26 protein-coding genes and 1 pseudogene are annotated in these 26,538 nt (G+C 29.7%); 25 read left to right on the forward strand and 2 right to left on the reverse strand.

The features are described 5' to 3' along the window. Positions 1 to 109 precede the first annotated feature (109 nt). The 5 genes from dnaX (at position 110) to BQ7358_RS06450 (ending at position 5,152) form a co-directional block, all read left to right on the forward strand. Positions 110 to 1,774: a DNA polymerase III subunit gamma/tau gene (gene dnaX / locus BQ7358_RS06430; protein ID WP_062173714.1), complete on the forward strand. Its 1,665-nt coding sequence runs from the start codon at positions 110 to 112 to the stop codon at positions 1,772 to 1,774. A gap of 105 nt (positions 1,775 to 1,879) precedes the next feature. After that, positions 1,880 to 2,197 (forward strand): YbaB/EbfC family nucleoid-associated protein, encoded by a 318-nt coding sequence (locus BQ7358_RS06435; protein WP_062173712.1) that lies wholly within the window; start codon positions 1,880 to 1,882, stop codon positions 2,195 to 2,197. Positions 2,198 to 2,201: 4 nt separating this feature from the next. Further along, positions 2,202 to 2,798, forward strand: a complete 597-nt coding sequence (gene recR / locus BQ7358_RS06440) for a recombination mediator RecR (RefSeq protein WP_062173710.1) — start codon at positions 2,202 to 2,204, stop codon at positions 2,796 to 2,798. Positions 2,799 to 2,814: 16 nt separating this feature from the next. Then, entirely contained in the window at positions 2,815 to 4,791 is a 1,977-nt protein-coding gene (gene tkt, locus BQ7358_RS06445) for a transketolase (RefSeq protein WP_062173708.1), read from the forward strand. Next, complete coding sequence (locus BQ7358_RS06450; protein WP_062173706.1) at positions 4,781 to 5,152, forward strand: S1 RNA-binding domain-containing protein; 372 nt, start codon at positions 4,781 to 4,783, stop codon at positions 5,150 to 5,152. The genes tkt and BQ7358_RS06450 overlap by 11 nt, the downstream gene beginning before the upstream one ends. Positions 5,153 to 5,405: 253 nt before the next feature. Here BQ7358_RS06450 and BQ7358_RS06455 read toward each other — a convergent pair whose 3' ends face one another. Then, positions 5,406 to 6,389 carry a DDE-type integrase/transposase/recombinase gene (locus BQ7358_RS06455; protein WP_062174673.1) on the reverse strand — a complete coding sequence of 328 codons (984 nt, stop codon included), beginning with the start codon at positions 6,387 to 6,389 and terminating at the stop codon, positions 5,406 to 5,408. A gap of 415 nt (positions 6,390 to 6,804) precedes the next feature. Here BQ7358_RS06455 and alaS point away from each other — a divergent pair, with 415 nt between their 5' ends. The 16 genes and pseudogenes from alaS (at position 6,805) to BQ7358_RS06535 (ending at position 20,287) form a co-directional block, all read left to right on the forward strand. Then, complete coding sequence (gene alaS, locus BQ7358_RS06460; RefSeq protein ID WP_072520381.1) at positions 6,805 to 9,429, forward strand: alanine--tRNA ligase; 2,625 nt, start codon at positions 6,805 to 6,807, stop codon at positions 9,427 to 9,429. 129 nt (positions 9,430 to 9,558) lie between these two features. Continuing rightward, positions 9,559 to 9,864 (forward strand): Asp23/Gls24 family envelope stress response protein, encoded by a 306-nt coding sequence (locus BQ7358_RS06465; protein ID WP_062173702.1) that lies wholly within the window; start codon positions 9,559 to 9,561, stop codon positions 9,862 to 9,864. A gap of 11 nt (positions 9,865 to 9,875) precedes the next feature. Continuing rightward, positions 9,876 to 10,271, forward strand: a complete 396-nt coding sequence (nusB, locus tag BQ7358_RS06470) for a transcription antitermination factor NusB (protein ID WP_062173701.1) — start codon at positions 9,876 to 9,878, stop codon at positions 10,269 to 10,271. Positions 10,272 to 10,282: 11 nt separating this feature from the next. Continuing rightward, positions 10,283 to 11,542, forward strand: a complete 1,260-nt coding sequence (gene xseA / locus BQ7358_RS06475) for an exodeoxyribonuclease VII large subunit (protein WP_072520382.1) — start codon at positions 10,283 to 10,285, stop codon at positions 11,540 to 11,542. After that, positions 11,543 to 11,743, forward strand: a complete 201-nt coding sequence (gene xseB / locus BQ7358_RS06480) for an exodeoxyribonuclease VII small subunit (protein WP_062173697.1) — start codon at positions 11,543 to 11,545, stop codon at positions 11,741 to 11,743. Continuing rightward, complete coding sequence (locus BQ7358_RS06485; RefSeq protein WP_072520383.1) at positions 11,736 to 12,596, forward strand: polyprenyl synthetase family protein; 861 nt, start codon at positions 11,736 to 11,738, stop codon at positions 12,594 to 12,596. The genes xseB and BQ7358_RS06485 overlap by 8 nt, the downstream gene beginning before the upstream one ends. Positions 12,597 to 12,621: 25 nt before the next feature. After that, the gene (locus BQ7358_RS06490) at positions 12,622 to 13,209 is read left to right on the forward strand and encodes a methyltransferase domain-containing protein (protein WP_062173692.1); all 588 of its coding nucleotides are present in this window, start codon (positions 12,622 to 12,624) and stop codon (positions 13,207 to 13,209) included. Between the two features lie 27 nt (positions 13,210 to 13,236). Continuing rightward, positions 13,237 to 13,380, forward strand: coding sequence for a hypothetical protein (locus BQ7358_RS06495; RefSeq protein ID WP_062173690.1), 144 nt, complete (start codon positions 13,237 to 13,239; stop codon positions 13,378 to 13,380). A 259-nt stretch (positions 13,381 to 13,639) separates the two neighbouring features. After that, positions 13,640 to 14,833: a glycerate kinase gene (locus BQ7358_RS06500; RefSeq protein ID WP_234971571.1), complete on the forward strand. Its 1,194-nt coding sequence runs from the start codon at positions 13,640 to 13,642 to the stop codon at positions 14,831 to 14,833. Then, complete coding sequence (locus BQ7358_RS06505) at positions 14,823 to 15,686, forward strand: DMT family transporter (protein WP_231723752.1); 864 nt, start codon at positions 14,823 to 14,825, stop codon at positions 15,684 to 15,686. The genes BQ7358_RS06500 and BQ7358_RS06505 overlap by 11 nt, the downstream gene beginning before the upstream one ends. Before the next feature lie 17 nt (positions 15,687 to 15,703). Further along, complete coding sequence (locus tag BQ7358_RS06510; RefSeq protein ID WP_072520384.1) at positions 15,704 to 16,579, forward strand: C39 family peptidase; 876 nt, start codon at positions 15,704 to 15,706, stop codon at positions 16,577 to 16,579. A 248-nt stretch (positions 16,580 to 16,827) separates the two neighbouring features. Next, positions 16,828 to 17,100 (forward strand): 30S ribosomal protein S16, encoded by a 273-nt coding sequence (gene rpsP, locus BQ7358_RS06515; RefSeq protein ID WP_021752330.1) that lies wholly within the window; start codon positions 16,828 to 16,830, stop codon positions 17,098 to 17,100. 156 nt (positions 17,101 to 17,256) lie between these two features. Further along, entirely contained in the window at positions 17,257 to 17,901 is a 645-nt protein-coding gene (locus tag BQ7358_RS06520; RefSeq protein ID WP_072520385.1) for an amino acid ABC transporter permease, read from the forward strand. A gap of 3 nt (positions 17,902 to 17,904) precedes the next feature. Next, complete coding sequence (locus BQ7358_RS06525) at positions 17,905 to 18,534, forward strand: amino acid ABC transporter ATP-binding protein (protein ID WP_072520386.1); 630 nt, start codon at positions 17,905 to 17,907, stop codon at positions 18,532 to 18,534. 12 nt (positions 18,535 to 18,546) lie between these two features. Next, positions 18,547 to 19,382, forward strand: a pseudogene (locus BQ7358_RS06530) (amino acid ABC transporter substrate-binding protein). 281 nt (positions 19,383 to 19,663) lie between these two features. Further along, on the forward strand, positions 19,664 to 20,287 hold the full coding sequence (locus BQ7358_RS06535; RefSeq protein ID WP_082729127.1) for a VOC family protein: 624 nt from the start codon (positions 19,664 to 19,666) through the stop codon (positions 20,285 to 20,287). A gap of 118 nt (positions 20,288 to 20,405) precedes the next feature. On the opposite strand, the gene rpsD is transcribed toward BQ7358_RS06535, so the two are convergent. Continuing rightward, on the reverse strand, positions 20,406 to 21,008 hold the full coding sequence (gene rpsD / locus BQ7358_RS06540) for a 30S ribosomal protein S4 (protein WP_062173680.1): 603 nt from the start codon (positions 21,006 to 21,008) through the stop codon (positions 20,406 to 20,408). A gap of 365 nt (positions 21,009 to 21,373) precedes the next feature. Here rpsD and secA point away from each other — a divergent pair, with 365 nt between their 5' ends. From secA to hprK, 4 genes are all read left to right on the forward strand, one after another. Further along, the gene (gene secA / locus BQ7358_RS06545) at positions 21,374 to 23,944 is read left to right on the forward strand and encodes a preprotein translocase subunit SecA (RefSeq protein WP_072520387.1); all 2,571 of its coding nucleotides are present in this window, start codon (positions 21,374 to 21,376) and stop codon (positions 23,942 to 23,944) included. A gap of 197 nt (positions 23,945 to 24,141) precedes the next feature. Beyond that, positions 24,142 to 25,068, forward strand: coding sequence for a manganese-dependent inorganic pyrophosphatase (locus BQ7358_RS06550; RefSeq protein WP_062173675.1), 927 nt, complete (start codon positions 24,142 to 24,144; stop codon positions 25,066 to 25,068). A gap of 119 nt (positions 25,069 to 25,187) precedes the next feature. Next, the gene (locus BQ7358_RS06555) at positions 25,188 to 25,574 is read left to right on the forward strand and encodes a phage holin family protein (RefSeq protein ID WP_062173673.1); all 387 of its coding nucleotides are present in this window, start codon (positions 25,188 to 25,190) and stop codon (positions 25,572 to 25,574) included. 16 nt (positions 25,575 to 25,590) lie between these two features. Continuing rightward, positions 25,591 to 26,538: an HPr(Ser) kinase/phosphatase gene (gene hprK / locus BQ7358_RS06560; RefSeq protein WP_021752320.1), complete on the forward strand. Its 948-nt coding sequence runs from the start codon at positions 25,591 to 25,593 to the stop codon at positions 26,536 to 26,538.

Here is a 26,538-nt window from a genome sequence, read left to right on the forward strand (position 1 = left end):
TATAAGTTATATATATGGCTTTTTGTTGCTGATAAAAAATATTTTATCCCTATATGTTATTATTAAATTATGATATAATAAGATAGTCAAATTAATATAGGAGGTTTATATGTTTCAGGCATTATATAGAAAGTACAGACCGCAAAACTTTGATGACATAGTAGGTCAAAATCACATTGTTTCTGTTTTGAAAAATGCAATAGAAAAAAACCAAATTAGTCATGCCTATTTATTTTATGGACCACGTGGAACCGGCAAAACATCCATTGCTAAAATTTTTGCCAACGTTGTTAATAAAAATGATATTTATCAAAAAGAAAATGTTGATATAATTGAAATAGATGCAGCAAGTAATAACGGTGTCGATGAGATTCGTGATATAAAAGAAGCTATAAAATTTTTACCGTCAGAAGGGAAATATAAAATATATATTGTAGACGAGGTTCATATGTTAACAACGGCAGCATTTAATGCTTTGTTAAAAACACTGGAAGAGCCACCCGCACACGTTATATTTATTTTAGCAACAACAGAAATTCATAAGATACCTGCAACAATCCTTTCACGTTGTCAACGTTTCGAGTTTAAAAATTTAACAACAAATCAGTTAAAAGATAGATTAATTCATATTGCTAATCAAGAAAATCTTGATATTGAAGATGAAGCGATAACTAAAATTTCTAACTTAGCTAAAGGTGGTTTGCGAGATGCAATTAGTATTTTAGATCAAGTGTCTAACTATGCTGATAAAATAACATTAAAAAATATATTAGATGTAACCTCGTCACTTAGTGAGGAAACTATTCTCGAATTTTATAAATTACTTCTTAGTGGTGATGTAACTAAATCTTTATTGATGTATAATGATTTTTTAAATCAAGCTAAAGATACCAAATTAATATTAAATGATTTAATAAATATTACGAGAGATGTTATTGTATATAAAAATTTAAAAAATACTGATTACACAGGATATGATGTTAATATAATATCAAAAGAAATTGAAACAGTTCCGTTTGATTATTTTTATAGAATAATTCAAATATTGTCAGAAACTGAACAATTTATTAGATTTTCGACAGAACATGTTAGTTATATGCAAATTTGTATTGTAAAAATTTGTTCAAAAGAAATTTTTTCAACTGATAGTAATTTTAATCCATCTCAAAATGTTTCAACAATTGAGATAACAAATTTAGAAAATAGAGTTAAACAGTTGGAAGACAAACTACTAAATATAACTTTTAATAAAACTGAAAATAACGTGTTAGTAGAAGATAAGGAAATTTTACAAGATAATACTACTTTACAAGACGCCTCGCCAAAAGAAGTAATAATAAAAGATAAGATAAAGATTAAGAAATTATTAGCTGATTCTAATGATAATTTTACCAGTTATGCAGCTAATGTATTTAATAAAATTATGGATGAAAATTTAAGTACAAATAATTTTCAAGTTGTGGAAATGCGAAAAATATTCAAATCAAGCACGCTTATTGCATCTTCTAAAACAGGTGGATTACTTGTGTTTAATGAAGTTGATAGTATGATTAGACTGACCCAAAGTACAAAATATAAAAAATATTTAGAAGAGTTATTTAAACATTACATTGGAGTGGAATATACAATATATGCTCTTCAAGCGAATCAATATCAAAGTTTAAAAAATGAGGATAATATTATAGAACAAAAGTCAGTAGAAGTAAAATTAGAAAATATAGAAAAAACTTCAAAAATAGAGGAATTGTTTTCAGATATTATTATAGAAAAATAAACGTTATAGAAAATAAAATTAAATATTTTTAAAAAACTGAAAAATATTGACAAGTTAGCTGATTTTAAATAAAATTATATTATATTAATATTAGGAGGAAATAATATGCGTGGAATGGGAAATATGCAACAGATGATGCGTAAAATGCAAAAAATGCAAAAAGATATGTTAGCAGCCCAAGAGGGATTAAAGGAGCAAACTGTAGAAGGGACAGTATCAGGTGGAATGATAACAGTCACAGCTAACGGTGACGGTAAAATTTTGGATATAAAAATAAGAGAAGAGGTAGTAGATCCGGAAGATATTGAAATGTTGCAAGATTTAGTGTTAACAGCGGTAAATGATGCATTGGAAAAATCTACACAATTAAAAGAAGAAACGCTAGGCAAATTTACTAACGGCTTAAATATTCCGGGTTTATAGTCTAATGCAATATCCAAAACCAATATTAGACTTAATAGATAGTTATGCAATGCTACCGGGAATTGGTAGAAAAACAGCTGTAAGGCTTGCTTTTCACACATTAAAAATGCATGATGATGATATAGAGAATTTTTCAAAATCTCTTGTAAATCTTAAAAAAAATTTAACAAACTGTGAAATTTGTCATAGGCTTAGTGAAACAAAAGTGTGTGATATTTGTTGTGATAAATCAAGAGATGAATCAATAATTTGTGTAGTAGCTACAGATAACGATTTGGTGGCTATGGAAAATATGCAACAATACAAGGGATTATATCATGTTTTAGATGGTCTTATATCTCCTATGGATGGAATAGGGCCTATGGATATTAATATTAAATCGTTGTTTGAAAGAGCAAAAAATCCGGCGGTAAAAGAAATAATTTTAGCGACAAACTCATCACCTGAAGGGGAAGGGACAGCTAGTTTTATTTCACGTTATTTAAAAAATACAGGTATAAAAGTTACAAGACTAGCTCAAGGAATTTCCTTTGGAAGCGATATTGAGTATGTTGATGAAGTTACTTTATCGAGAGCAATTTCAGGAAGAATAGAATTATAATTTAGGAGGATATTGTATGTCACAACAATCAATCAACGCAATAAAAGTATTAGGGGTTGATGCAATTAATAAAGCTAAATCGGGGCATCCCGGCATTGTAATGGGTGCTGCACCGATGGCGTATTCATTATTTTCTAAACATTTGAAAGTAAATCCCGCTGTGCCGGGATGGATCAACAGAGATAGATTTGTTTTATCGGCAGGACACGGATCAATGTTGTTATACGCATTATTACATCTTTCAGGTTTTGAAGATGTAAGTATAAAAGAGATAAAAAATTTCCGTCAGTGGAATTCAAAAACTCCGGGGCATCCGGAATTTGGTCATACTAAAGGAGTTGACGCTACAACCGGTCCGCTAGGGCAAGGGATTTCTACTGCTGTTGGTATGGCGCTGGCTGAGCGTTACTTGGCAGCTAAATACAATAAAGAGGGTTTTGACATTTTTGACCATTATACTTATGTAATTTGTGGTGATGGTGATATTATGGAAGGTGTCGCATCAGAAGCATCAAGTTTTGCTGCAGTACAAAAATTAAATAAATTAGTGGTTCTTTATGATTCAAATGATATTTGTTTAGATGGAGAAACTAAAGACGCATTTTCTGAAAATGTTCGTGCCAGATATGAATCTTATGGTTGGAATACGCTATTGGTAGAAAATGGTGAAGATATTGTGGCGATAAGTAACGCCATTGAAAAGGCAAAACAATCAGATAAACCGACTTTGATTGAGGTAAAAACCGTAATCGGTGCCGGAGCTCCTAATAAACAAGGAACAAACGGTGTCCACGGTGCACCGTTAGGTGAAGAAGAAACAACATTATTTAGAAAAAAAATTGATTGGAACTATGCTCCTTTTGAAATTCCGGAAGAAGTATATGAAGATTTTAAAGTTAATGTTGCAAATCGTGGAAAAACTGCGAATAACGAATGGGAAAAATTATATAATGAATACAAGGAAAAATTCCCGGAATTAGCAGCCGAATTAGAAGAGGTATTATCAAGAAAAGATATTAAACATCTTTCTAAAGAAAGTTTTAGTTTTAAAAATGTAGGCGAAGCTCAAGCTACTCGTAATTCATCACAAGATGCAATTAATAGTATAGCTGCTGTGCTTCCGACATTTTTCGGAGGATCAGCCGATCTTTCTCACTCTAATATGACATTTATTAAAGAGGAAAAATTGCAAGATAATACTAATAGAACAGCACGTAATATTCAATTTGGTGTACGCGAATTTGCAATGGCTACAGTTCTTAATGGTTTAACATTACATGGCGGAGTGCGTGTTTTTGGCGGTACATTCTTTGTATTTTCAGATTATTTAAAAGCAGCATTACGTTTATCTGCTCTTCAAAATTTACCTGTTACATATGTATTTACTCATGATAGTATAGCAGTTGGCGAAGATGGTCCGACACATGAGCCTATTGAACATCTGTCATCATTAAGAACGATTCCGAATTCTTATGTGTTTAGACCTGCAGATGCTGTTGAAACACAAGCAGCATGGTATTTATCGCAAAAAGCAAATACAAAACCGACATCATTAGTATTAACACGTCAAGGTTTGCCGGTGTTAGAAAATACCTCATTTGAAAAAGTAGAAAAAGGTGCTTATGTTGTTTATGAAACTTCGAATAACTTTGATACTATTATAATCGCAACTGGTTCAGAAGTAGCGCTTGCAATTGAAGTAGCGAAAACACTGGAAAAAGATGGAGTAAAATTACGTGTTATAAGTATGCCGTCAATGGAATTATTTGAAGAACAATCAAAAGAATATAAAGAAAGTTTATTACCATTTAATGTAAGAAGACGAATATCTTTAGAGATGGGTAGTACAGCTTTGTGGTATAAATATGTAGGATTGGATGGGCTTGCTATCGGAATTGATAAATTTGGTGCTTCTGCTCCGGCAAATAAAGTAATTGAAGAATATGGCTTTACAGTGGAAAAAGTGGTAGATAGAATAAAAAATGAGTTATAGAGAAATACAACAAGGAGATATAATAAAAGTAAAGGTTACAGCAGTGAAACCTTATGGCGCTTTTTTTGAAACCAAAAACGGTCAAGCCGGATTAATTCATATCTCAGAAATTACCAACTGTTTTATTTTTGATATTGGAAGTTATTTAAAAGTTGGAGAAGTTTTAGATGTAAAAGTTTTATCAATAAAAGATAATAAGATAAATGCTACTCTAAATTTTAAACAAAAAACTCAGAACAACAATAAAAAAGAAATTAATAGTTTAGATACACTTAATTTTGTTTATGGTTTCAGCACTCTTAAACAAAATATGAAACTTTGGAAAAAAAAGGCTATTATGGAAATTAGAAATTCAAAATAAATGTATATTTGTAAATGATGTGAAACAAAAAAAGTAAAAAATAAATACCAGATATAATAGAATTACATAGAAGCTAGCTTCTATGTAAACCGTATGAAGCCCCCGACGTAAAATACATTATTTTATTAGATTTGCCAGCTTTAATTCCTTAGAGAACATTTCAGATTTCTAAAACTTATTTGTCAAGGATTTGAAAAAGGCGTAGCCCTTGTCCTTGACAAATAAGTTGTGAAATCTATTATCTAACAAGGAATTAAAGCCGGCATATTTTTATAGACTCTTTCCGTAGCTCTTTTCTTTTTTCAACAGGAGAAAGCCAATTTAAAGTCTGCATAGGAAGACGGTTAGAGCGATATAGATACTTTTTCATCTGAGATACAAGATCATCATACGAAAAGAAAGATAAATGCCTGTAAAAACGTTCATTATCATTTCTATGACTACGTTCAACCTTACCGTTATGTCTAGGAGTTCTAGGTCTAATAAGTTGATGTTTAATGCCAAGATTATTACACAATACATCAAAAGGGTGTATTCGTTTAGTATCTTTAAAATGCGTAAATTCAAAACCATTATCAGTTTGAATTATCTTAGGTTTATACCCAAAATAATCAATAGCCATTTTAACAAATTGAACAGTAGAGTATGATGATTGTTCTTTAAAAGGGAAAATAAATCTTTCCCTAGTAGCTTCATCAATGATAGTATATTGATAAAATTTATCAGGAATTTCTCCTACATAACAACGTTTAGGAACATATTTCACATCAAGTTGCCATTTTTTACCAATTTCAGTAGGTGTATTATAGGGTTTAGGTTTATAAGGAATTACTTTTTTCTTAGTATCTTTATAAAAACCTAATTTTCTAAGCACTCTAAATAAAGAACAAGGATGTCTTTTATAACCTTTGTTGAATTTAAGTTTAGCATATAATTCAATCATAGAAATATTAGGATTACGTTTAATAAGATTTTTAATCCAAGACAATTCTTCAACTGTATGGGCGTTAGGGTGAATGGAATGAGGTCTATGAGACTTATCTATAAGAGACTCTTTAGTACCGTCATATTTTTTATTCCAACGCAAAAGAGAGGCTTTTGATATTTTATAGCGCCTACAAACAAAACGAATAGAGTTACCGTTTCTATAAGTTTTAACTGCAGCTATTCTTGTTTGTAAAGTATGAGGTATATATCGTTGTGTTTTTTCTATATTTTCTGTTATAATAGTTTTCATAAGAGTAAATTCCTTTTTTTGATTTGTAGGTAACTTCATTATACAGGATTTACTCTTCTTTTTTTATTATATGTCTCACATCTATTGTAACACTACAATGGAAATTAGAAATTCAAAATAAACCTATTGACAAATATTTGATAACTGTTTATAATGATAGTTAAATACAATGATGAAGTGTAGGAATTAAAAGTAATTCACATTATCCTAAGAGAAAACCTGTCGGTGAAAAAGGTTTATAATGTACTTTTATGCTACCTATTTAACAGCTTCATGGCATTAAAGCCGTTATAAAAACTATGAGGAGTTTTATACTCGAAGTAGGGTGGTAACACGATTATAGTCGTCCCTTGTGTAATTTTACACAAGGGACATTTTTTAGTTGTTATTTTACAATATCGAAAGGAGAACAGCAATGAAACAACTGACATCATCACAAACAAGAAGAATGTTTTTAGATTTTTTCGTAGAAAAAAATCATAAAATAGAACCGAGTGCTTCACTCGTACCGATAGATGACCCGTCTTTATTATGGATTAACTCAGGTGTAGCGACATTGAAAAAATATTTTGATGGACGAGAAATTCCGGAAAATCCAAAAATAGTAAATTCACAAAAATCTATTAGAACTAACGATATTGAAAATGTTGGTAAAACAGCACGACATCATACATTTTTTGAAATGTTGGGAAATTTTTCAATTGGTGATTATTTTAAAAAAGAAGCCATTGAATGGGCGTGGGAGTTTTTAACAGCTGAAAAATGGTTAGCACTCGAAAAAAAAAAATTATCTGTAACTATTCATCCGGAAGATATGGAAGCATATGATATTTGGAAAAACGATATCGGTTTACCGGAAGAACGAATTATTCGTATTGAAGGAAATTTCTGGGATATCGGAGAAGGTCCGTCCGGACCGAATACAGAGATTTTTTATGATCGAGGAGAAGATATTGATACAACATCACCAAAAGAAGAGATGTATCCCGGTGGAGAAAATGAACGTTATCTTGAAGTTTGGAATGTAGTATTTAGCCAATACAATCACAATGCCGATGGTACGTATACAGAATTGCCGGCAAAAAATATTGATACCGGTATGGGATTGGAACGTATAGTTTCAGTATTGCAAGATGTACCAACTAACTTTGATACGGATTTATTTATGCCAATTATGCGTGAGATAGAAAAACTATCAGGTATTAAATATGGTGCATCCGTTGAACAAGATGTTGCATTTAAGGTGATTGCCGATCATATTAGAACAGTGGTGTTTGCAATAGCTGATGGTGCGTTGCCGTCGAATGAAGGACGTGGTTATATATTAAGACGACTGCTACGTCGTGCGGTTCGTTATGCAAAAGTTTTAGAATTGAATACCTCATTTATGTATAAGTTAACTGACGTTGTTGCAGATATTATGGTCGATTATTATCCAAATGTTAAAGAATCAGCTGATTTTGTAAAAGATGTGATATTAAAAGAAGAAGATCGTTTCCATGAAACATTAAATGAAGGAGAAGCAATCTTAGAAACAATTGTAGAAGAAGTAAAAAATACGACGAAAATTATTTCAGGAAAAGATGCGTTTAAATTGTATGATACATTTGGATTTCCTATTGAATTAACACAAGAATATGCAGAAGAGTACGGCTTAACTGTAGATTTAGATGGTTTCAATGAAGAAATGGAAAAACAGAAAGAACGCGCTCGTTCATCTCGTCAAGATGATTCTTCAATGCAGGTTCAAACTGATCTATACAATAAAATTATTGGAGATAGTGAATTTATCGGTTATACACAATTAGTGGAGAAAAATGCATCGTTATTGGCAATAGTTGATAAAGAAGAAAATGTATTAAATTCTTATCAGGGTTCTGAAGTTGTGAAAGTGGTATTTGATAAAACGCCATTTTATGCGGAAAGTGGTGGACAAGTTGCCGATCATGGTATCATTTTTTCACAAAATGTCAAAGCAAATGTACTTGATGTGAAAAAATTACCGGATAAACGTCATATTCACTTTATAAAAATTATTGAGGGCGAATTAGTTGTCGGTGATAAATATACATTGGAAGTTGATAGAGAATACAGATTAAATATTGAAAAAAATCATACGGGAACACACTTATTAAATGAAGCATTAAGACAAAAAGTAGGTTCTCATATTAAACAAGCAGGTTCATTGGTAACAGATGAAAAATTACGTTTTGATATTACTCACTTTGCTCCATTAACAAAAGAAGAAATTGAGATGGTGGAAGAAGAAGTAAACAAGCAAATTTGGAATTCACTTGAAATTAAAACGGAAGAAATGCCAATTGCAGAAGCAAGAAAACTTGGTGCACAAGCATTATTTGGAGAAAAATATGGTGATGTGGTAAGAGTAGTATCAATAGGTGATTATTCTATCGAGTTATGTGGTGGTACGCATAATGCAAATAGTGCGGAAATAGGAATTTTCAAAATTATTTCTGAATCGGGAGTAGCAGCCGGGGTACGACGTATTGAAGCGTTAACCGGAAAAGCAGCTTATAAATATCAAAAAGAACAAGAAAATACATTACATGATATAGAAAAACTTGTTAAAGGTAATGCAAGTAATGTTGTGGAAAAAGTTTCACACTTACAAACAGAGATTAAAAAATTATCCAAAGAAAAAGAAAGTTTGCAACAAAAGATTGCTAATGCAGAGTTAAGTAATTTAGTAAACAATGTGAAAGTTGTAAATAATATAAATGTTTTAACTGCTGTAGTAGAATCGGATAATATGAATCATTTGAAACAGTTAGTTGATAATGCTAAGACAAAATTAGAAAATTACATAATTGCATTTGCTTCCGTTAATGATGATAAGGTAAATTTTGTAGTTGCTGTGGATAATAACTTAACTAAAAGTTATAATGCAGGAAAACTGGTAAATATATTAGCGACAATGTGCGATGGTCGTGGTGGAGGTAGACCTAACATGGCACAAGCAGGAGCAAAAAACAAAGATAATATTAACAATGCATTTGAAGAATTGCTTAAAAATATTTAAAAGAGCAATATAGATAAAAGGTAGCTATTGCTATCTTTTTTCTTTGAAAATATGATATAATAAAACTTATTATAAGAATTATTTTGTCTTTAAGTAAACAAACTATTATATGATTAGGAGGATAATTCCATGGAAAATAAAAAATTGGGAACTGTAGAAATTAATCCACATGCTCTAACGGTAATTGCTAATATAGCAACTACTGAAGTAGAAGGAGTGTCAAAATTACTAGGTAAAAAAATATATTCAAAAGGTGTAGATTTGGAATTTTCCGGTGATGAATTAATTATAGATGTCTATTGTAATTTAAAATCTGGTTTTTCAGTAACGAAAGTTGCCAGAAAAATTCAAGAAAATGTAAAAAACTCAATCTTCAATATGACTGAAATCAATACAAAAAGTGTTAATGTAAATATTTTAGGAATAGATTTTTAGTAGGAGAAAAAATGAAAAGTAGACATGAATTAAGAGAAGCTGTTTTTAAAATTTTATTTCAAATAGAAAAAACAGACTTAAATTTTAAAGAGTTATTAGAATTGGAAAATGAAGAAATCTCAGGGAGTAAATATGTAAATGAAACTTTAGCTCAAATATTAATGAATATAGATGAAATAGATGAAGTTATAAGTTTAAATTTAAAAGATTGGAAATTAGAACGATTATCAAAAATGGATAGACAAATACTTCGCATAGCTGCCTATGAGATTTTATATAGTGAAATTCCATACAAAGTTTCTATAAATGAAGCGGTTGAGTTATCTAAAAAATATAGCGAAAAAGATGAAAGTTATAAGTTTATAAATGGTGTTTTAAAAGGTGTAGTGGAAAATAGTGCGAAATAAGGGGTGTTCAAATGAAAGAAAGAACTTATTTAACAGTCACAGCCTTAAATAAATATATAGAGAGAAAATTTCTCCTAGATCCATATTTGGAAGAAATCTATATAAAAGGAGAAATCTCTAATTTTAAAATACATAACAACAATAATATATATTTTTCAATAAAAGATGAAAACACCAGAATAAATGCTGTCTGGTTTGGTGCAAAAAATTTTGAGTTTAAAGGTGGAGATACGGTTCTTATTAAATCAAAAATAAATTACTATTTCCCAAGAGGAGAGCATAATTTATTAGTTATTGATATGAAAAAAGATCGTATAGGAGAGCTTTATCAAAAATTTTTAGAGTTAAAAGAAAAATTAGATAAAGAGGGTCTTTTCTCTTCGTTATATAAAAAACAGATACCGAAACTAAGTGCAAATATAGGAGTTGTCACTGCAGAAACAGGTGCAGCTATTCAAGATATAAAAAGAACGATAATGCGACGCTTCCCATTGGCTAATATTAATTTATATTCAACGCTTGTTCAAGGTGAAAATTCCGTTCAGGATATAGTTAAAAATATAAAATTGGCAGATAATGGAGATAATGATGTAATTATTTTAGCACGTGGTGGCGGTTCAATAGAAGATTTGTGGAGTTTTAATACTGAAGAGGTAGTTAGGGCTATTTTTAATTGTAATACACCAATAGTAACCGGAGTAGGGCATGAAACCGATACTACATTAGCAGATTTTGTTTCTGATATGAGAGCTTCAACTCCGACAGCAGCGGCGGAGATAGTTACTCCAAATATTGAAGATATAAAAAATAAACTTAAGTTTAATTTAGATAAACTAAATAACAGAATAAAATTTATCTTGGAAAGCAGTAAGGCATGTATAGTAAAAAATAAAGAGAATCCATATATAAAAAATTATCTTAATATATATTTAGAATATAAAAGAAATTTAGAGGCAACAGAAAAAAATTTACAGCGTATTCTTAATGCCGGTATAAAAGAAAAAAAAATAGATTTTTTTTATAAAAAAGAAGAATTTTTAGATATAGATATTTTGGAAAAATACAAAGAAAATTTTGCAAAAACTATTGAACACTTGGAAGCAAATTCGCCTATTAATATTATGAAAAAAGGTTATTCAATCACATTTTTAGAAGATAAAAAAGTAACTTCTGTTAAAGAAATAAAACCGAAAGATAACGCAACAGTGCAGTTGTTGGATGGAGTTTTTACCTGTGAAGTAAAAGAAGTATTAAAAGAAGGAGTTAAGTAAATGAAAAAAGAAAATTTTGAATCTAATTTAGCTCAATTAGAAAAAATAGTAGTTAATTTAGAAAGTGGAAATTTGTCATTGGAAGATTCACTGGAACAATATAAAGCAGGTATTGAAATTATAAAAAATTGTAATCAAATTATAGAAAATGCTGAAAAAGAAGTTGAAAAAATAGTTAAGGATTTTAAAAATAATGAATAACTTTGAATTATTTATCCAAGTACATAAACCTAAATTAAATGATTTTTCCAGAGAATATATAAAGGCTTTGGATATCCCACTTCCTTTAAAGGAATCTATTATTTATTCTTTAATAAATGAGGGTAAAAAAATTCGCCCATTGTCATTTTTATATTTATTAGATTATTATAGAGTGGATTATAATAGGTACTTTGACGTAGCACTAGCTATAGAATTGGTACATACTTATTCATTGGTTCATGATGATTTACCGGAGATGGATAATGATGATTATCGTTGGGGGAAACTTACAAATCATAAAGTTCATGGAGTAGATGTTGCTGTTTTAACCGGAGATGCTATGTTGACATTAGCTTTTGAAGTTCTTTCAGAATGTGAAGTAGATAGTAAATTAAAAATAAGGTTGATAAAACAATTAGCAAATTATTCAGGAGCTATGGGTATGATTGCCGGTCAAATTTATGATGTTAAACAAAAAAGTTTTAATGTTGATGCAAATTATCTTCGTAATATGCACAGTTTAAAAACAGGAAAATTAATAGAATTACCGCTAGATTTTGCAACATTAATAGCGGATAAAAAAAGTGATTATGAATTAATAAAAGATTTTGGTAAAGAATTAGGAATTGCATATCAAATTAAAGATGATATATTAGATTATTACGGAGATTTCAAAAAAATTGGTAAACTTCCAAGCGATGAAAATATGATTACTTATCTTAGTTTTTATGGAATAACAGAGTGTGAGCAGCTCTTGTTAAAACATACCCAAAATGCAAAAAATATTGCAAAAAAATTAGAAAATAATAATTTGGAGCAATTTGCAGATTATCTTTTAAGAAGGGAAAAATAAGATTCAAAATATAGGAAGGGATAATATGTCAGAACAAAAAAATTTAAAAATAAGATTATCAGTAGATTCATTCTATGATAATATTTCAAAGAATAAACAAAAGACAAAAATCAATCCAAAGGATTTAAGTAAATCTTTAGGTTATGATGAAAAAATAATAAACGAGTTCCCGGATGAAATAAATATGGGACTTTCTTGTGGAAATCCTATTCAGCATTTGAAGTTAAAAGAAGGTCAAAGTTTGATAGATTTAGGTTGCGGAGCCGGAATGGATATTTTTATTTCCAGAATGAAATATCCTAAAGCAGGAACATTATATGGTTTAGACAGATTGGATTCTATGTTGGAAAAAGCAAAAAGTGTTCGTGATAAAAAAGGATTAAAAGATATAGAATTTATAAAAGGTGAATTGATTAGTATTCCGTTAAAAGATAAGGTGGTAGATAGGGTAATAAGCAACTGTGTAATAAATTTAGAACCTGATAAGCAAAAAGTTTATAATGAAATATATCGTATCTTAAATGATGAAGGAATGTTTGTTATTTCGGATATATTATTAAAAAAAGATTTACCGATAGAATGGAAAAATTCACAAAAAATGCACTGTACTTGAGTTGCGGGTGCTCTTCTGGAAGAAGAGATGGTAAAAATAATACAAAAAGCCGGATTTAAAAAATTTCAAATCATAAACTCTGATGTTACTGATGAATATGCTGAAAAATGGGGATATGGCAAAGAAATGAAAGATTATATTCAAAGCGGATTGCTTATTGGTAGAAAGTAATAGAACAAAAAAAATACGAAAGTTTAGGGATAAACTTTCGTATTTTTTATACGATAAGTTGTAAAATAAAGTGAAATATCTTGATAAAGTAATTTAATTGATTGATCTTAAATTTGTAATTTCTTATGTATTAAGAAAATAAAATTGGCAATAAACATAGGAGAAAGCTATATACGAGAGAACATTAAAAATTTTAATGTTTTTAATTGTTTAAGTTAATGTATTTTAAAATGTATCTACTTTAAAAAGAGAAAAATTAATGTTAGAATATAAGAAAGTACATATTAAGGGGCAGATAAAAATGAAAGTTATGATAGCGATGAATGAATTCAAAGGTTGCTTAACATCGAAAGAACTTTCTTTAATAATAGAAAAAACAATTAAGAATGTTAATAAAAAAATAGATATAGTAAAAGAAGTTATTGCTGACGGTGGTGACGGATTTTTAGATATTTTTGAAAATTTTGATAAAAAAACTTTTACTACAGTTAATGCAATCGGAGAAAAAACTGAAGTTAAATACTTAGTAAATCATAATACTAAAGAAGCTGTTATAGAAGTTGCAGAGATAGTTGGTATTAGAAATTTAAGTAAAGAAGAATGTAATCCGTATAAAACAACTACTTATGGTTTAGGAATTTTGATAAATACTTTGTTATACGAAGGGATAAAAACCTTTACTATAGGTCTTGGCGGCAGTGCAACAAATGATTGCGGTATAGGAATGTTGTCCGCACTTGGCATTAAATTTTATGATGAAAATAATAATCTTTGCGTGAGAGGAATTTCAGAATTAAAAAATATCGTAAAAATAGATGATACTATGGTAAGTAAGTACTTAAAATATGCTAAGTTTAATTTAATATGTGATGTAGAAAATCCTTTGTATGGAAAAAATGGGGCAACATATATTTTTGGTGGGCAAAAAGGTTTGGATGAAAGAGATTTTTCTATTGTTGATGATTATGTTAAAAATTTTTCTAAAGTAGTTTACGATAAATATAAAAAAGATTTTTCAATAATTAAAGGCAGTGGAGCTGCCGGTGGATTGGCATATGCTTTTTTGAATTTTACCAATTCAAAAATGTTTAAAGGTTCTGAATATATGATTAATTATTTGGATATAGAAAATAAAATCAGGGATATTGACGTTTTAATAACGGGCGAAGGCTGTTTGGATAAACAAAGTTTTATGGGAAAAGCACCGATAGAATTAGCAAAAATTGCGAAAAAAAATAATAAAAAGGTGATATTTTTAGCAGGTAGCATTACAGATGATGAGTTGGAACAACTTTCAGAAAATAATAAAGAATTAATTGATGCAAGTTTTACTATTCAACGAGGTGTTATTTCAATACGAGAAGCGTTAGATAAAAAAATAGCAACTAAAAATATTGAAAAGACAATTGAACAAATTTTTTGCATATTGGAGTTGTTTAGTAGTGAAGTGTAGAAGTAATATTTTAATGGGAATATTTTGTATAGTTATGGCAGGCTTCGGATTTGCATTGATGGCATTGTTTGTTAAATTATCAGGAGATCTACCATCAATGCAAAAAGCTTTTTTTAGAAACTTAATAGCTGCATTTATAACAATATTTCCATTAATGAAGCATAGGAGAAAATTAAGATTACCTTCCAATAAAATTGAATGGTCAACTTTAATTATAAGGGCTATTTTTGGAACTATCGGTTTAATTTTTAATTTTTATGCTATTAGTCATATAAATTTGGCAGATGCATCAATTATACAAAAACTTTCACCATTCATTATTTTAATATTATCATATTTTGTTTTTAAAGAGAGAATGACAAAATTTCAAGTAGGTGCCATTGTTATTGCATTTATAGGGATATTATTTGTTATTAAGCCTAATATAAACGGTTTAATAAGCAAAGGAGCCGCTGCAGCATTGATGTCGGCATTAGGAACAGGAGTAGCATATACATGTGTTAGATATTTAGGTTTAAAAAAAATCTCAGGAGAATTTATTATTTTATTTTTTTCAGTTACATCTACTTTAATGCTGCTGCCTTATTTAATTTTTGATTATCATGAAATGTCAATATATCAAATTAGTATGTTACTTTTTGCGGGTATTAGTGCTTCTATCGGACAATTTGGAGTTACATTTGCATATAGATTTGCGCCGGCAAAAAATATTGCGGTTTTTGATTATTCTCAAGTTTTATTCGCAGGGATATTAGGTATTATTTTTTTAGGTGAATTTCCTGATTTTTACAGTTTAATAGGGTATTGTATAGTAATTTTGATAGGAATAGTTTTGATTTTAAAAACAAATTAATTGAGAAAGGGTACTAAATGAAAAAATTTATAAAAGTGCTAATTGGAATAATTTTAGTTTGTGGGATGTTATTTTTATATTATTCCAAAAATTCATTATCGGAATTATTTTTTGGTAATAGTCAAAAAACGACTTCAGTGAATAAAAAAACTATTAAAATAAGAGATGGAATACGTGGAGTTGTACAGCCTAACCCTTTTATAGTAACTGAAGGAGAAATTAACCGAAATTTATTGGAAAATAGTAATAACAATTTAGTAGGGCAACTAATTTATACTAGAAAAAATGAATTACCAGAAGCACAACAAAAGTTACTGGCAAATAATAAAGATACTACACAGTATATATTAGGCTATTTAACCGGAGAGCGTGTACCGTTTGAATATGGGGAAACAGCAGAATTAGAAAGAAAATATCCTTATTATATACAGTGGGACAGAAGATGGGCATATGATGAGCTAGGAGATATAGATGTTGCAATTGGCGGATGTGGACCGACGAGTGTTGCAATGGCAATTGGCGGATTATTAAATGACAAAACTATTACCCCAAGAAAGATTGCGGAAATAGAAAATAAAAATGGTTATTTTACATCACATGGAACTAGTTGGAATTTTTTTGATTTTATTGCAAAAGAATATGGGCTAAAATCTAATCAAGTATATTTAAGTAAAGAAAATATAGATAAAGTATTAAAACAAGGAAATCCAATAATTATGTCGGTAAAACCTGGGAAATTTACAACTGTCGGTCATATTATTCTAGTTGTTGCAAAAGATAAAGATGGAAATTATATAATTAATGATCCGAATAGTTATACAAGAACATTAAAAACATGGAGTTATAATGAGTTAAAAACAGAAATAGTAGCAATGTGGAAATTTTCAAAATAGTTGTAAAGTAAAAATATAAGAACTTGACATCAAATCAAAAAACCTTATATATCAGTTTATAAAGATAATATCTATATCAACAAAAAAAGTTTACACTTTTTTTGAAAAAGTCTTGACTTTCTTTTTTTATAATGATAGAATAGTTACTAGCTTAGAAACCTTAGCAAAAAGATTCAACTTTTTCATTAAAACACTTCATAAACACACACATTAAATTAATAAAAAGTTGAAACATAAGGAGTACAAACATGGCAGTAAAAATCCGTTTAAAAAGATTAGGTGCTAAGAAATCACCTTTTTACCGTATCGTTGTTGCTGATTCAAGATCTCCACGTGATGGTCGTTCTATTGAAACTATCGGTACTTATAATGCTGTAAAAGATCCGGCAGAAGTTAAAATTGACGAAGAATTAGCGTTAAAATGGTTAGGTAATGGTGCACAACCTTCTGATACAGTAAGAAGTTTGTTATCAAAAGAAGGAATTATGAAAAAATTTCATGAATCAAAATTAAATAAATAATTTTTGGAGCGTCTTAAGACGTTCTTTTTTTATTATTTAAACATTATTATTGAAATTAGCGTGCATTTTTGATACAATTATAACAAGTTTTCAGAAAATTAGAGAGAGAAGTTTGCTATATATGGTTATATAACAAAGTTATTATAGGAGGTTATTATGGAATATTTAATAGAAATATTTCCTAGTTTATTGAATGGTGCATTGATTACAATAGAAGTATTTCTCTTAGTTCTTATTTTATCAATTCCACTAGGAATTATTATTTCTTTTATAATGCAGTTTAATATAAAGATAGTAAATTTTATTATCAGCATTTATATTTGGATTATGAGAGGAACACCATTATTATTACAATTAATTTTTATTTATTATGTTTTACCAAATGTAGGTATTCGTTTTGAAAGGTTACCGGCTGCTATTATTGCATTTACACTAAATTATGCGGCTTATTTTGCGGAAATTTTTCGTGGTGGTATAAATTCTGTACCAAAGGGACAATATGAGGCGGCTAAGGTGTTAAAATTTACTAATTTACAAACGATTCGTTTTATAATTTTGCCTCAGGTAATAAAAATTGTTTTGCCTAGTGTTTTTAATGAGATTATGAGTTTAGTAAAAGATACATCTTTAGTTTATGCTTTAGGAATAAGTGATTTAATATTAGCGAGCAGAACAGCTGCTAACAGAGATGCCAGTTTAACACCGATGTTTGTAGCCGGTGCTATCTACTTAATTTTGATTGGAATAGTAACATTGGTTTCAAAACGTGTGGAAAATAAATATAATTATGATAGGAGTTAAATTATGTTAGAATTAAAAAATATATGTAAAACGTATAACAATAGACAAATTATTTCTAATTTGAATTTAACAGTAGAAGATGGAAAAATTTTAGCTATTGTTGGTCCATCCGTAGGGGGAAAGACTACACTTTTAAGAATGTTGGCAGGGCTAGAAACTATTGATTCGGGTGAAATTATCTATAATGGTGAAAATTTACCACTTAATGAATTAGAAAAGAGAAATTTATTGGGATTTGTTTTTCAAGATTTTCAATTATTTTCACATTTAACGGTAATAGATAACTTAACTTTATCTCCTATAAAAACGTTGAATGTGTCAAAAGAAACAGCAAAGAAAAAAGCTAAAGAGTTGTTAGAAAAATTGGGTCTTAGTAAACAAGTAGATTCATATCCACATTCATTGTCAGGTGGTCAAAAACAACGTGTGGCTTTGGCACGTGCAATGATGATTGATCCTAAAATAATTGGTTATGATGAACCGACGAGTGCCTTAGATCCTGAATTACGCTTGGAAGTAGAAAAACTGATTTTAAAAAATAGAGAATTAGGAATTACTCAAATAGTAGTAACCCATGATTTGAAATTTGCCGAAAATATTGCTGATAGTATTTTGAAAATAGAAGCTAAGTAAGGTGATGAAAATATGAAAAAAATAAAAATTATACTTTATATAATCACTACTTTTATATTGTTAACAGGTTGTGCCAGTGGTGGGGCGAATAAACCTAAAAATGATAACTGGAAAGAATTTGAAAATTCTAAAAAAATAGTAATTGGTTTTGATAATACTTTTGTACCGATGGGATTTCAAGATAAAAGCGGTGCAAATATCGGTTTTGATATTGATTTGGCAAATGCTGTTTTTGCTGAATATGGAATTAGTGTAGAGTGGCAAGCTATTAATTGGGATTTAAAAGAAACAGAATTAAAAAATGGTAATATTGATTTAATATGGAATGGATATTCAAGAACAAAAGAAAGAGAACAAAACGTTTTATTTACAGATGATTATATGATTAATGAACAGGTAATTGTTACAAAGAAAACTTCCGGAATAACAAAGGTAAGTGAATTAAAAGAAAAAGTTCTTGGAGCACAGAATGGTTCTTCCGGTTACGATATTTTTAATGCAGAGCCAAAAGTTCTAAAAGATTTTGTAAAAGGTAATGATGCGACACAATACGAGAGTTTTAACGAAGCAATAATAGATTTGGAGAATGAACGTATAGAAGCATTATTAATTGATAGAGTATATGCAAATTATTATTTAAAACAACAAAATAAATTATCAGAATATAATATATTTAGTGCAGGCTTTGAGAGTGAATCATTTTCTGTCGGAGCAAGGAAAGCGGATAAAACACTTGTTGGAAAAATAAATTCAGCTTTTAAAAAATTATATCAAGAAAAAAATTTCAAGATATTTCGAAAAAATGGTTTGGTGAAGATGTGGCAACAAAAAATATTAAAAATAGATAATCGGTAGATTTTTAAAATCTACCGATTTTTTCTATATAGAGATAAAAATTGTTAAAAGAAACAAAAGAACGTTAAATTATGGATATATAAAAGAATTTCTCATTAACTATAATATTAAGAAATACAATAGCAGTTATGACGGTTTTGTAAGTATTAAAAATTAATAAAATCGTTGTGGATAAGTAGAACTTTTAATGGTAGAAAAAAAGATTTAAGAATGATATAATGATACAATATTAGAAGATATTTAGGAAATAAATTAAATTTTATGGAGATGAATTATGAGAAGTGGACATATAGTATATAAAGTAAATAATTTACAGGCTGCTGTTAAGGAATGGGAAAATAAAGGATTTGAAGTTGAATATGGCAGAAAAGAAAATCCTATTAATGCTTTGATATATTTTAGCGAGGGGGCTTATATTGAATTATTGCAAAATACGGGAATTCCTAAAATTGTAAAACTGTTAAGTAAATTATTCGGCGTAAGTAAAAAAATGGAAAGATTTCATTATTGGGATACCTGTGATGAGGGATTATGCGGTTTTTGCCTAGAGAAAGATTTTGGCAGTTTAGACGAAGAAGTTGAGTTTTTAAAAAAGAAAGGTATAAAGGGAATATTATTTAATAACCTTAAAAGAGTTGATACAAAAGGTAGAAATTTACAATATAGATGTTTCTTTCCGGAAGGAGTAAATTTTCCATTTTTAATGAGTTATTTCAGTGTAGACCCGAAACCTATAAATTTTATCCATCCCAACGGTATAAAGAAAATAAAGAAAATTATTTTTAAGATTGATGAAGATAATGCCAATATATTAAGACAATTGATTGATGATGATGTACTTGAAATTATAGATGATAATAATGAAAAAGGCATAGTTTCTATTGAATACGACTATTAGATTGGAGAATTATAAAGCTTAGAAAACTAATTAATCTATTTATATTATAGTTAATGAAAAACCTACTCAAAAGTAACTGAGTAGGTTTAAATGGTATTGAGTTTCTTTGATAAAGAGATTATCTGTTGTAGTACTCAACAATAAGTTGTTCGTTAATTTCCGGATGTAGTTCACTTCTTTCCGGTAATCTTACTAATGATCCTTCTAATTTATCAGCATCAAAAGTTAAGTATTCAGGAATAAAGTTGGTGATTTCTACAGCTTCTTTAACGATTTCCAAGTTTCTTGATTTTTCTCTTATTGAAACCACTTGTCCCGGTTTAAGTGCATAAGAAGCGATGTCAACTTTTTTACCATCAACAAGCACATGACCATGGTTAACCAATTGTCTAGCTTGACGATTAGTTCTGGCTAAACCTAAGCTGTAAACTACTGAATCTAAACGAGTCGCAAGTAATGCCATAAAGTTTTCACCGTGAAGACCTTGCATTTTTCCTGCTTTATCAAATAATTTACGGAATTGTTTTTCGTTCATACCGTGTAGGTAACGAAGTTTTTGTTTTTCTTGTAATTGTAATCCGTATTCAGATAGTTTTTTTCTCAAAATTGGACCATGTTGTCCCGGTGCGTAAGGACGTTTAGATAACTCCTTACCTGTGCCGCTTAGAGAGATACCTAAACGACGAGATTTTTTCCAAGTTGAACCTGTAAAACGAGCCATGAATATGCTCCTCCTTTAATCTTTTTGTTTTTTGTGTATAAAACAAAAAGCATGACTAATCATTGTTGTATATGTTATAAAATTGGAACTTCACCTAGTAGCATAGGTTACGAGTAGCCACGTGAGAACGTATAACATAGGGGCAATAATAATTAATCTACTACTATTATTTTACACCGCTTATTAGTTTATCATTAAAATAATTATTAGTCAACTGTTTTATCGGAAGAATAGAAGATATAAAAACATATTTTACTTAATAAATACTTAAAATCTCTTTATAATTATTGCTTTAAAGCGAAATGAGTGCTATAATTGTATGATGTATTATAGTATATAAAATTTATTTTGGAAGGAATATATGAATGGCTATTTTAAATAAAATATTTGATGCTAATAAAAAAGAAGTTAAAAATTTAGCAAAGTTAGCTGATAAAGTATTAGCTAAAGACGAAGAATATTCAAACTTAACTGATGAACAATTAAAAAATAAAACACAAGAATTTAAAGATTACATTCAAGAAGAAAAAGATAACGGAAAACCAATAGCTGATATTTTAGATAAAATATTAGTAGATGCTTTTGCAACTGCACGCGAAGGAGCGCTTCGTGCTTTAGGTATGAAACCTTATAAGGTGCAAATTATGGGGGGAATCGCTCTTCATCGTGGGGATATTGCAGAGATGAAAACCGGAGAAGGTAAAACTTTAACGGCTACAATGCCGGTGTATCTTAATGCTTTAGCAGGAGATGGAGTTCATGTTGTAACGGTCAATGAATACTTATCTCAACGTGATGCTGAAGAAATGGGAGTTCTATACAATTATTTAGGGTTAAGTGTAGGTCTTAATCTTAACTCAATGAATTCAGAAGAAAAAAGAGAAGCGTATAATGCTGATATTACTTATTCAACAAATAATGAATTAGGTTTTGATTATTTGAGAGATAATATGGTTAAATCTGTTGAAGCACGTGTTCAACGTCCATTAAACTATGCTGTAATTGATGAGGTTGACTCAGTATTAATTGATGAAGCTAGAACACCACTTATTATTTCCGGTGAAGGACAAGAATCTACATCGTTATATCATGTAGCTAATGCGTTTGTTAAAACTTTAAAACGTGCTGAAGAAGAAGACGGCAGTGACGGTGATTATACATTAGATGTAAAAACAAAAGCTATTCAGCTTTCAGAAAACGGTATAGATAAAGCAGAAAATCATTTTGGTCTAAAAAATCTTTATGATTTAAAAAATGTAGATTTAACACATCATATAAATCAGGCATTAAAAGCAAATTATACAATGGCACTTGATGTTGATTACGTTGTTGCAGAAGATGGAGAAATCTTAATAGTTGACCAATTTACAGGTCGTACAATGCCGGGACGTCGTTTTTCAGAAGGACTCCATCAAGCGATTGAAGCAAAAGAAAATGTTCCAATTCAACGTGAAAGTAAAACAATGGCGACAATTACATTCCAAAATTTCTTTAGAATGTATAGAAAACTTAGCGGTATGACAGGGACAGCAAAAACTGAAGAAGAAGAATTTAGAAATATTTACAATATGTACGTCACTACTATTCCTACCAATATGCCTGTAATAAGAGAAGATGCACCCGATTTTATTTATTCAAATATGAATGCTAAGTTTAATGCGGTAGCTAAAGAAGTAAAAGAACGTTATGATGCGGGGCAACCTATTCTTTTGGGTACAGTTTCTATTGAAACCAGTGAACTTGTTTCAAAACTTCTATACAAATATGGTGTACCTCACAAAGTTTTAAATGCTAAACAAAATGAAAGTGAAGCCGAAATAATTAAACAGGCAGGGCAAAAGGGTTCTGTTACTATAGCTACCAACATGGCAGGTCGTGGTACTGATATTAAACTAGGAGAAGGAGTTCGTGAATTAGGCGGTTTGGCTGTGATTGGTACAGAACGCCATGAGTCACGTCGTATTGATAATCAGTTACGAGGACGTTCAGGACGTCAAGGTGATCCGGGATATAGTCGCTTTTATTTATCACTAGAGGATGAACTTATGGTTCGATTCGGAGCAGATAGACTTAAACGAATTATGGGTGCTGCCGATGATACTCCATTAGAAAGTAGAATGGTAAGTAAATCGGTAGAAAGTGCTCAAAAACGTGTAGAAGGAAACAACTATGATGCACGTAAGCAAGTACTTCAGTATGATGATGTTTTGCGAAAACAACGTGAGATTATGTACGGTGAACGCAATGAGGTATTGGAAAATGAAGTTGTAACTGACATTATAGATAGAATGGTCGGCGAAGCTGTTGATAAAACTATTCAATATGCCGGAGAAATGATGGAAGCACAAAGCGAAAAAGAAGAAACAGAAGAAATTGTTAAATCAATAAACGAGAAGTTTTTAGGAGCAAATCCTATTTTAGATGTAGAATATGCCGAAGTTATGTCAGATGAAGAAATTAAAGAACTTGCGCTTCGTAAAATCAACAAAGAATTGGAGAAAAAACGTGAGCTTCTAGGTGAAGATACAATGAATTCATTTGAAAAATATATTCTTCTTAACTCTATAGATGACAGATGGACAGATCATATTGACCAAATGGATCAATTAAGAAAAGGCATTTTCTTGCGTTCATATGGACAAATTGATCCACTTCGTGAGTATAAAAACGAAGGGCATGAGATGTTTGAATATATGATTGATGAAATTGAAAGTGAAGTAGTATCAAATCTTCTTCGTATAAAAGTTGAACGTCACGAAGAAATAGAGATAAAAAAAGAACCTACTAACTTAGTAACAAATGATAGTAAGGAACATATCGCACGTGGACCTGTCAGAAGCCAAAAACGTGAAGAGAAAAAAGCTCGAATAGACGAAAGAAAGAAAAAAATAAAAGAGCTAAAAGCACAAAAAGAAAAAACATATAAAAAGAAATAATTAGTATAAATTAAGAAGCTATTTTTTGTGTTTTATAATATTACAATTCAAACGTAAAAAACTTTCTATATTTAATACAAACTTTTTCTTTTAATTATAAAGGTTTTAATTTATAACTCAAAAGTAAAATTTGAAAAAATTAAAAAAACAAGGTAAAATAGAGAGTACAGTAATTATATGCAGTAAGGAGTTTAGAAATGACTAATATTTTAATTTTCGGACATAAAAATCCAGATACAGATTCGATTTGTTCAGCGGTAGTCTACAATAACATAAAAAGAATTCAAGGAATGGATACTGAAGCGGTTCGTTTAGGTGAATTAAATGATGAAACAAAATACGCATTAGAATATTTTAATGTAAGAACACCGCGTTTAATATCTGAGGTATCAGAAGGGCAAAATGTAATTTTAGTTGATCATAATGAGTTTCAACAGTCAGCGAACGGAATAGAAAAAGCTGTTATTCGTGAAGTAATTGATCATCACCGTATTGCAAATTTTGAAACATCAGGGCCGTTATATTATAGAGCGGAGCCGTTAGGTTGTACCGGGACTATTCTAAAAAAAATATATGAAGAGCAAAGTGTTCATATAGATAAGCAAATGGCAGGTTTGATGTTATCAGCAATTATATCAGATTCATTACTTTTTAAATCTCCAACATGTACACTGCGTGACAGAATTGCAGCAGAAGAATTGGCAAGTATTGCTGAAGTAAATTTAGAAGAGTACGGATTAGCCATGCTGAAAGCCGGTGCATCAACAAAAGATAAAGAGGCACAAACTTTAATTTCATCAGATGCAAAGGAATTTATTTTAGGGGAAGATAAGTTGGTGATTGCTCAAATAAATACCGTTGACGCAAAAGAAGTTGTGGAACGTCAAATTGAATTAACGGAAACAATTAATAAAGAAATATCAAAAAGAGGATTGTCAGCTTTTGTTTTCGTTATTACCAATATTTTAACATCAAACTCTGAGGTTCTTGTTCTTGGTGATAAAAAAGATAAAGTGGCAAATGCCTTTGAAAAAGTGTTAACTAATGACCTGATGACATTAGAAGGTGTAGTTTCTCGTAAAAAACAGGTAGTACCGCAAATTACAGAAGAATTTACGAAATAATTTATAATAATATAGAGTAGGAGTAGGACTGATTGTAAAGTGGATAATGTTTTCTTGATAATCATCTCCGACTCCTGCTTATATTTTAAAGTTTAATTTTAATAATAAGAGGAAAATGAATGAAAGAAAGAAAATCATTTGTATGGAATTTTGTAAAAAGTATTGTCATAAACTTTTTAATAGTGCTTGCTTTTTCAGGGCTTTTTGGTAATAGTTTACGAATAGAAAAACCGATTTATGGATTTGTTGGGGCAGTATTAATTACTTTGTTGTATATGTTCATCCGCCCGCTATTATTTATGTTAAGTATTATACCGATTATTATGACATTTGGTATTTTTATTGTTTTTATTAACGCATTTTTAATAACGTTGGTTTCGTATTTATTGGCACCACGTTTTGAAATTAGTTCATTTGCTTCAGCATTATTTTTAGCTGTATTTATATCGTTATTTAATATGTTTTTAAATAGTAATGATAGAAAAATAATTATTAAAAAATTTTAATATAGGAGATAATTTTATGAAAGAATTAACAACTAAGGATTTAGTAGATAAGCTGAATTTAGAAATTATTAGCGGTGATAAAGGACTGGATCGTAAAATTATTTCTGATGAATTATCACGTCCAGCACTGCAATTAGCAGGATATTTTTCTTATTATTCTCCACAGCGTATTCAAATATTAGGGACGAGTGAATTATCATTTTTTAAATTAGTTGCAGATATAGAAAAAAAATCACGAATGCGAATGCTTTGTACACGTATTACACCTTGCATTATTGTAACCCGCGGTTTAAATGTTCCGAAAGAATTAATAGAAGCCTCTAATAAATATGATACACCGGTACTTCGTAGTAAAAATGATACTACAAAAGTTATGGGGAGCATTTCTAATTATCTTCAAAAGGAATTTGCCCCTACTATATCTATTCACGGTGTTTTTATTGAAGTATATGGTATCGGGGTGCTTATTACAGGGGAGAGTGGTATTGGTAAGAGTGAAATTGCCCTTGAACTTATTAAACGTGGGCATAGATTAATAGCAGATGATAGGGTTGATATCAAAGAATTGGAAAAAGATTATTTAATCGGTAATTGTGAATCTACCCTTATAAAACATTTGTTGGAAATTCGTGGGTTAGGAATTATAAATGTTATGACTTTATTTGGAACAGGGGCAGTAAGAAGTGATAAAAGATTGCAGCTTAATATCCACTTGGAAACATGGAATGAAGCTAAGCAATATGATCGTATAGGTTTAAGTGATGAATATAAAGAAATTTTAAATTCCAAAATTGAGAAAAAAACTATTCCGGTACGACCGGGTAGAAACGTGGCGATTATTATAGAATCGGCAGCGATGAATTACAGATTGAATAAAATGGGAATAAATACTGCTGAGGAATTTACTAATCGCCTTGAAGAAGAAATAAGAAAAAAAAATATAAGAAATAGTAAGGGGGAATAA

Source organism: Gemella massiliensis, from assembly GCF_900120125.1.
Classification (GTDB): domain Bacteria; phylum Bacillota; class Bacilli; order Staphylococcales; family Gemellaceae; genus Gemella; species Gemella massiliensis.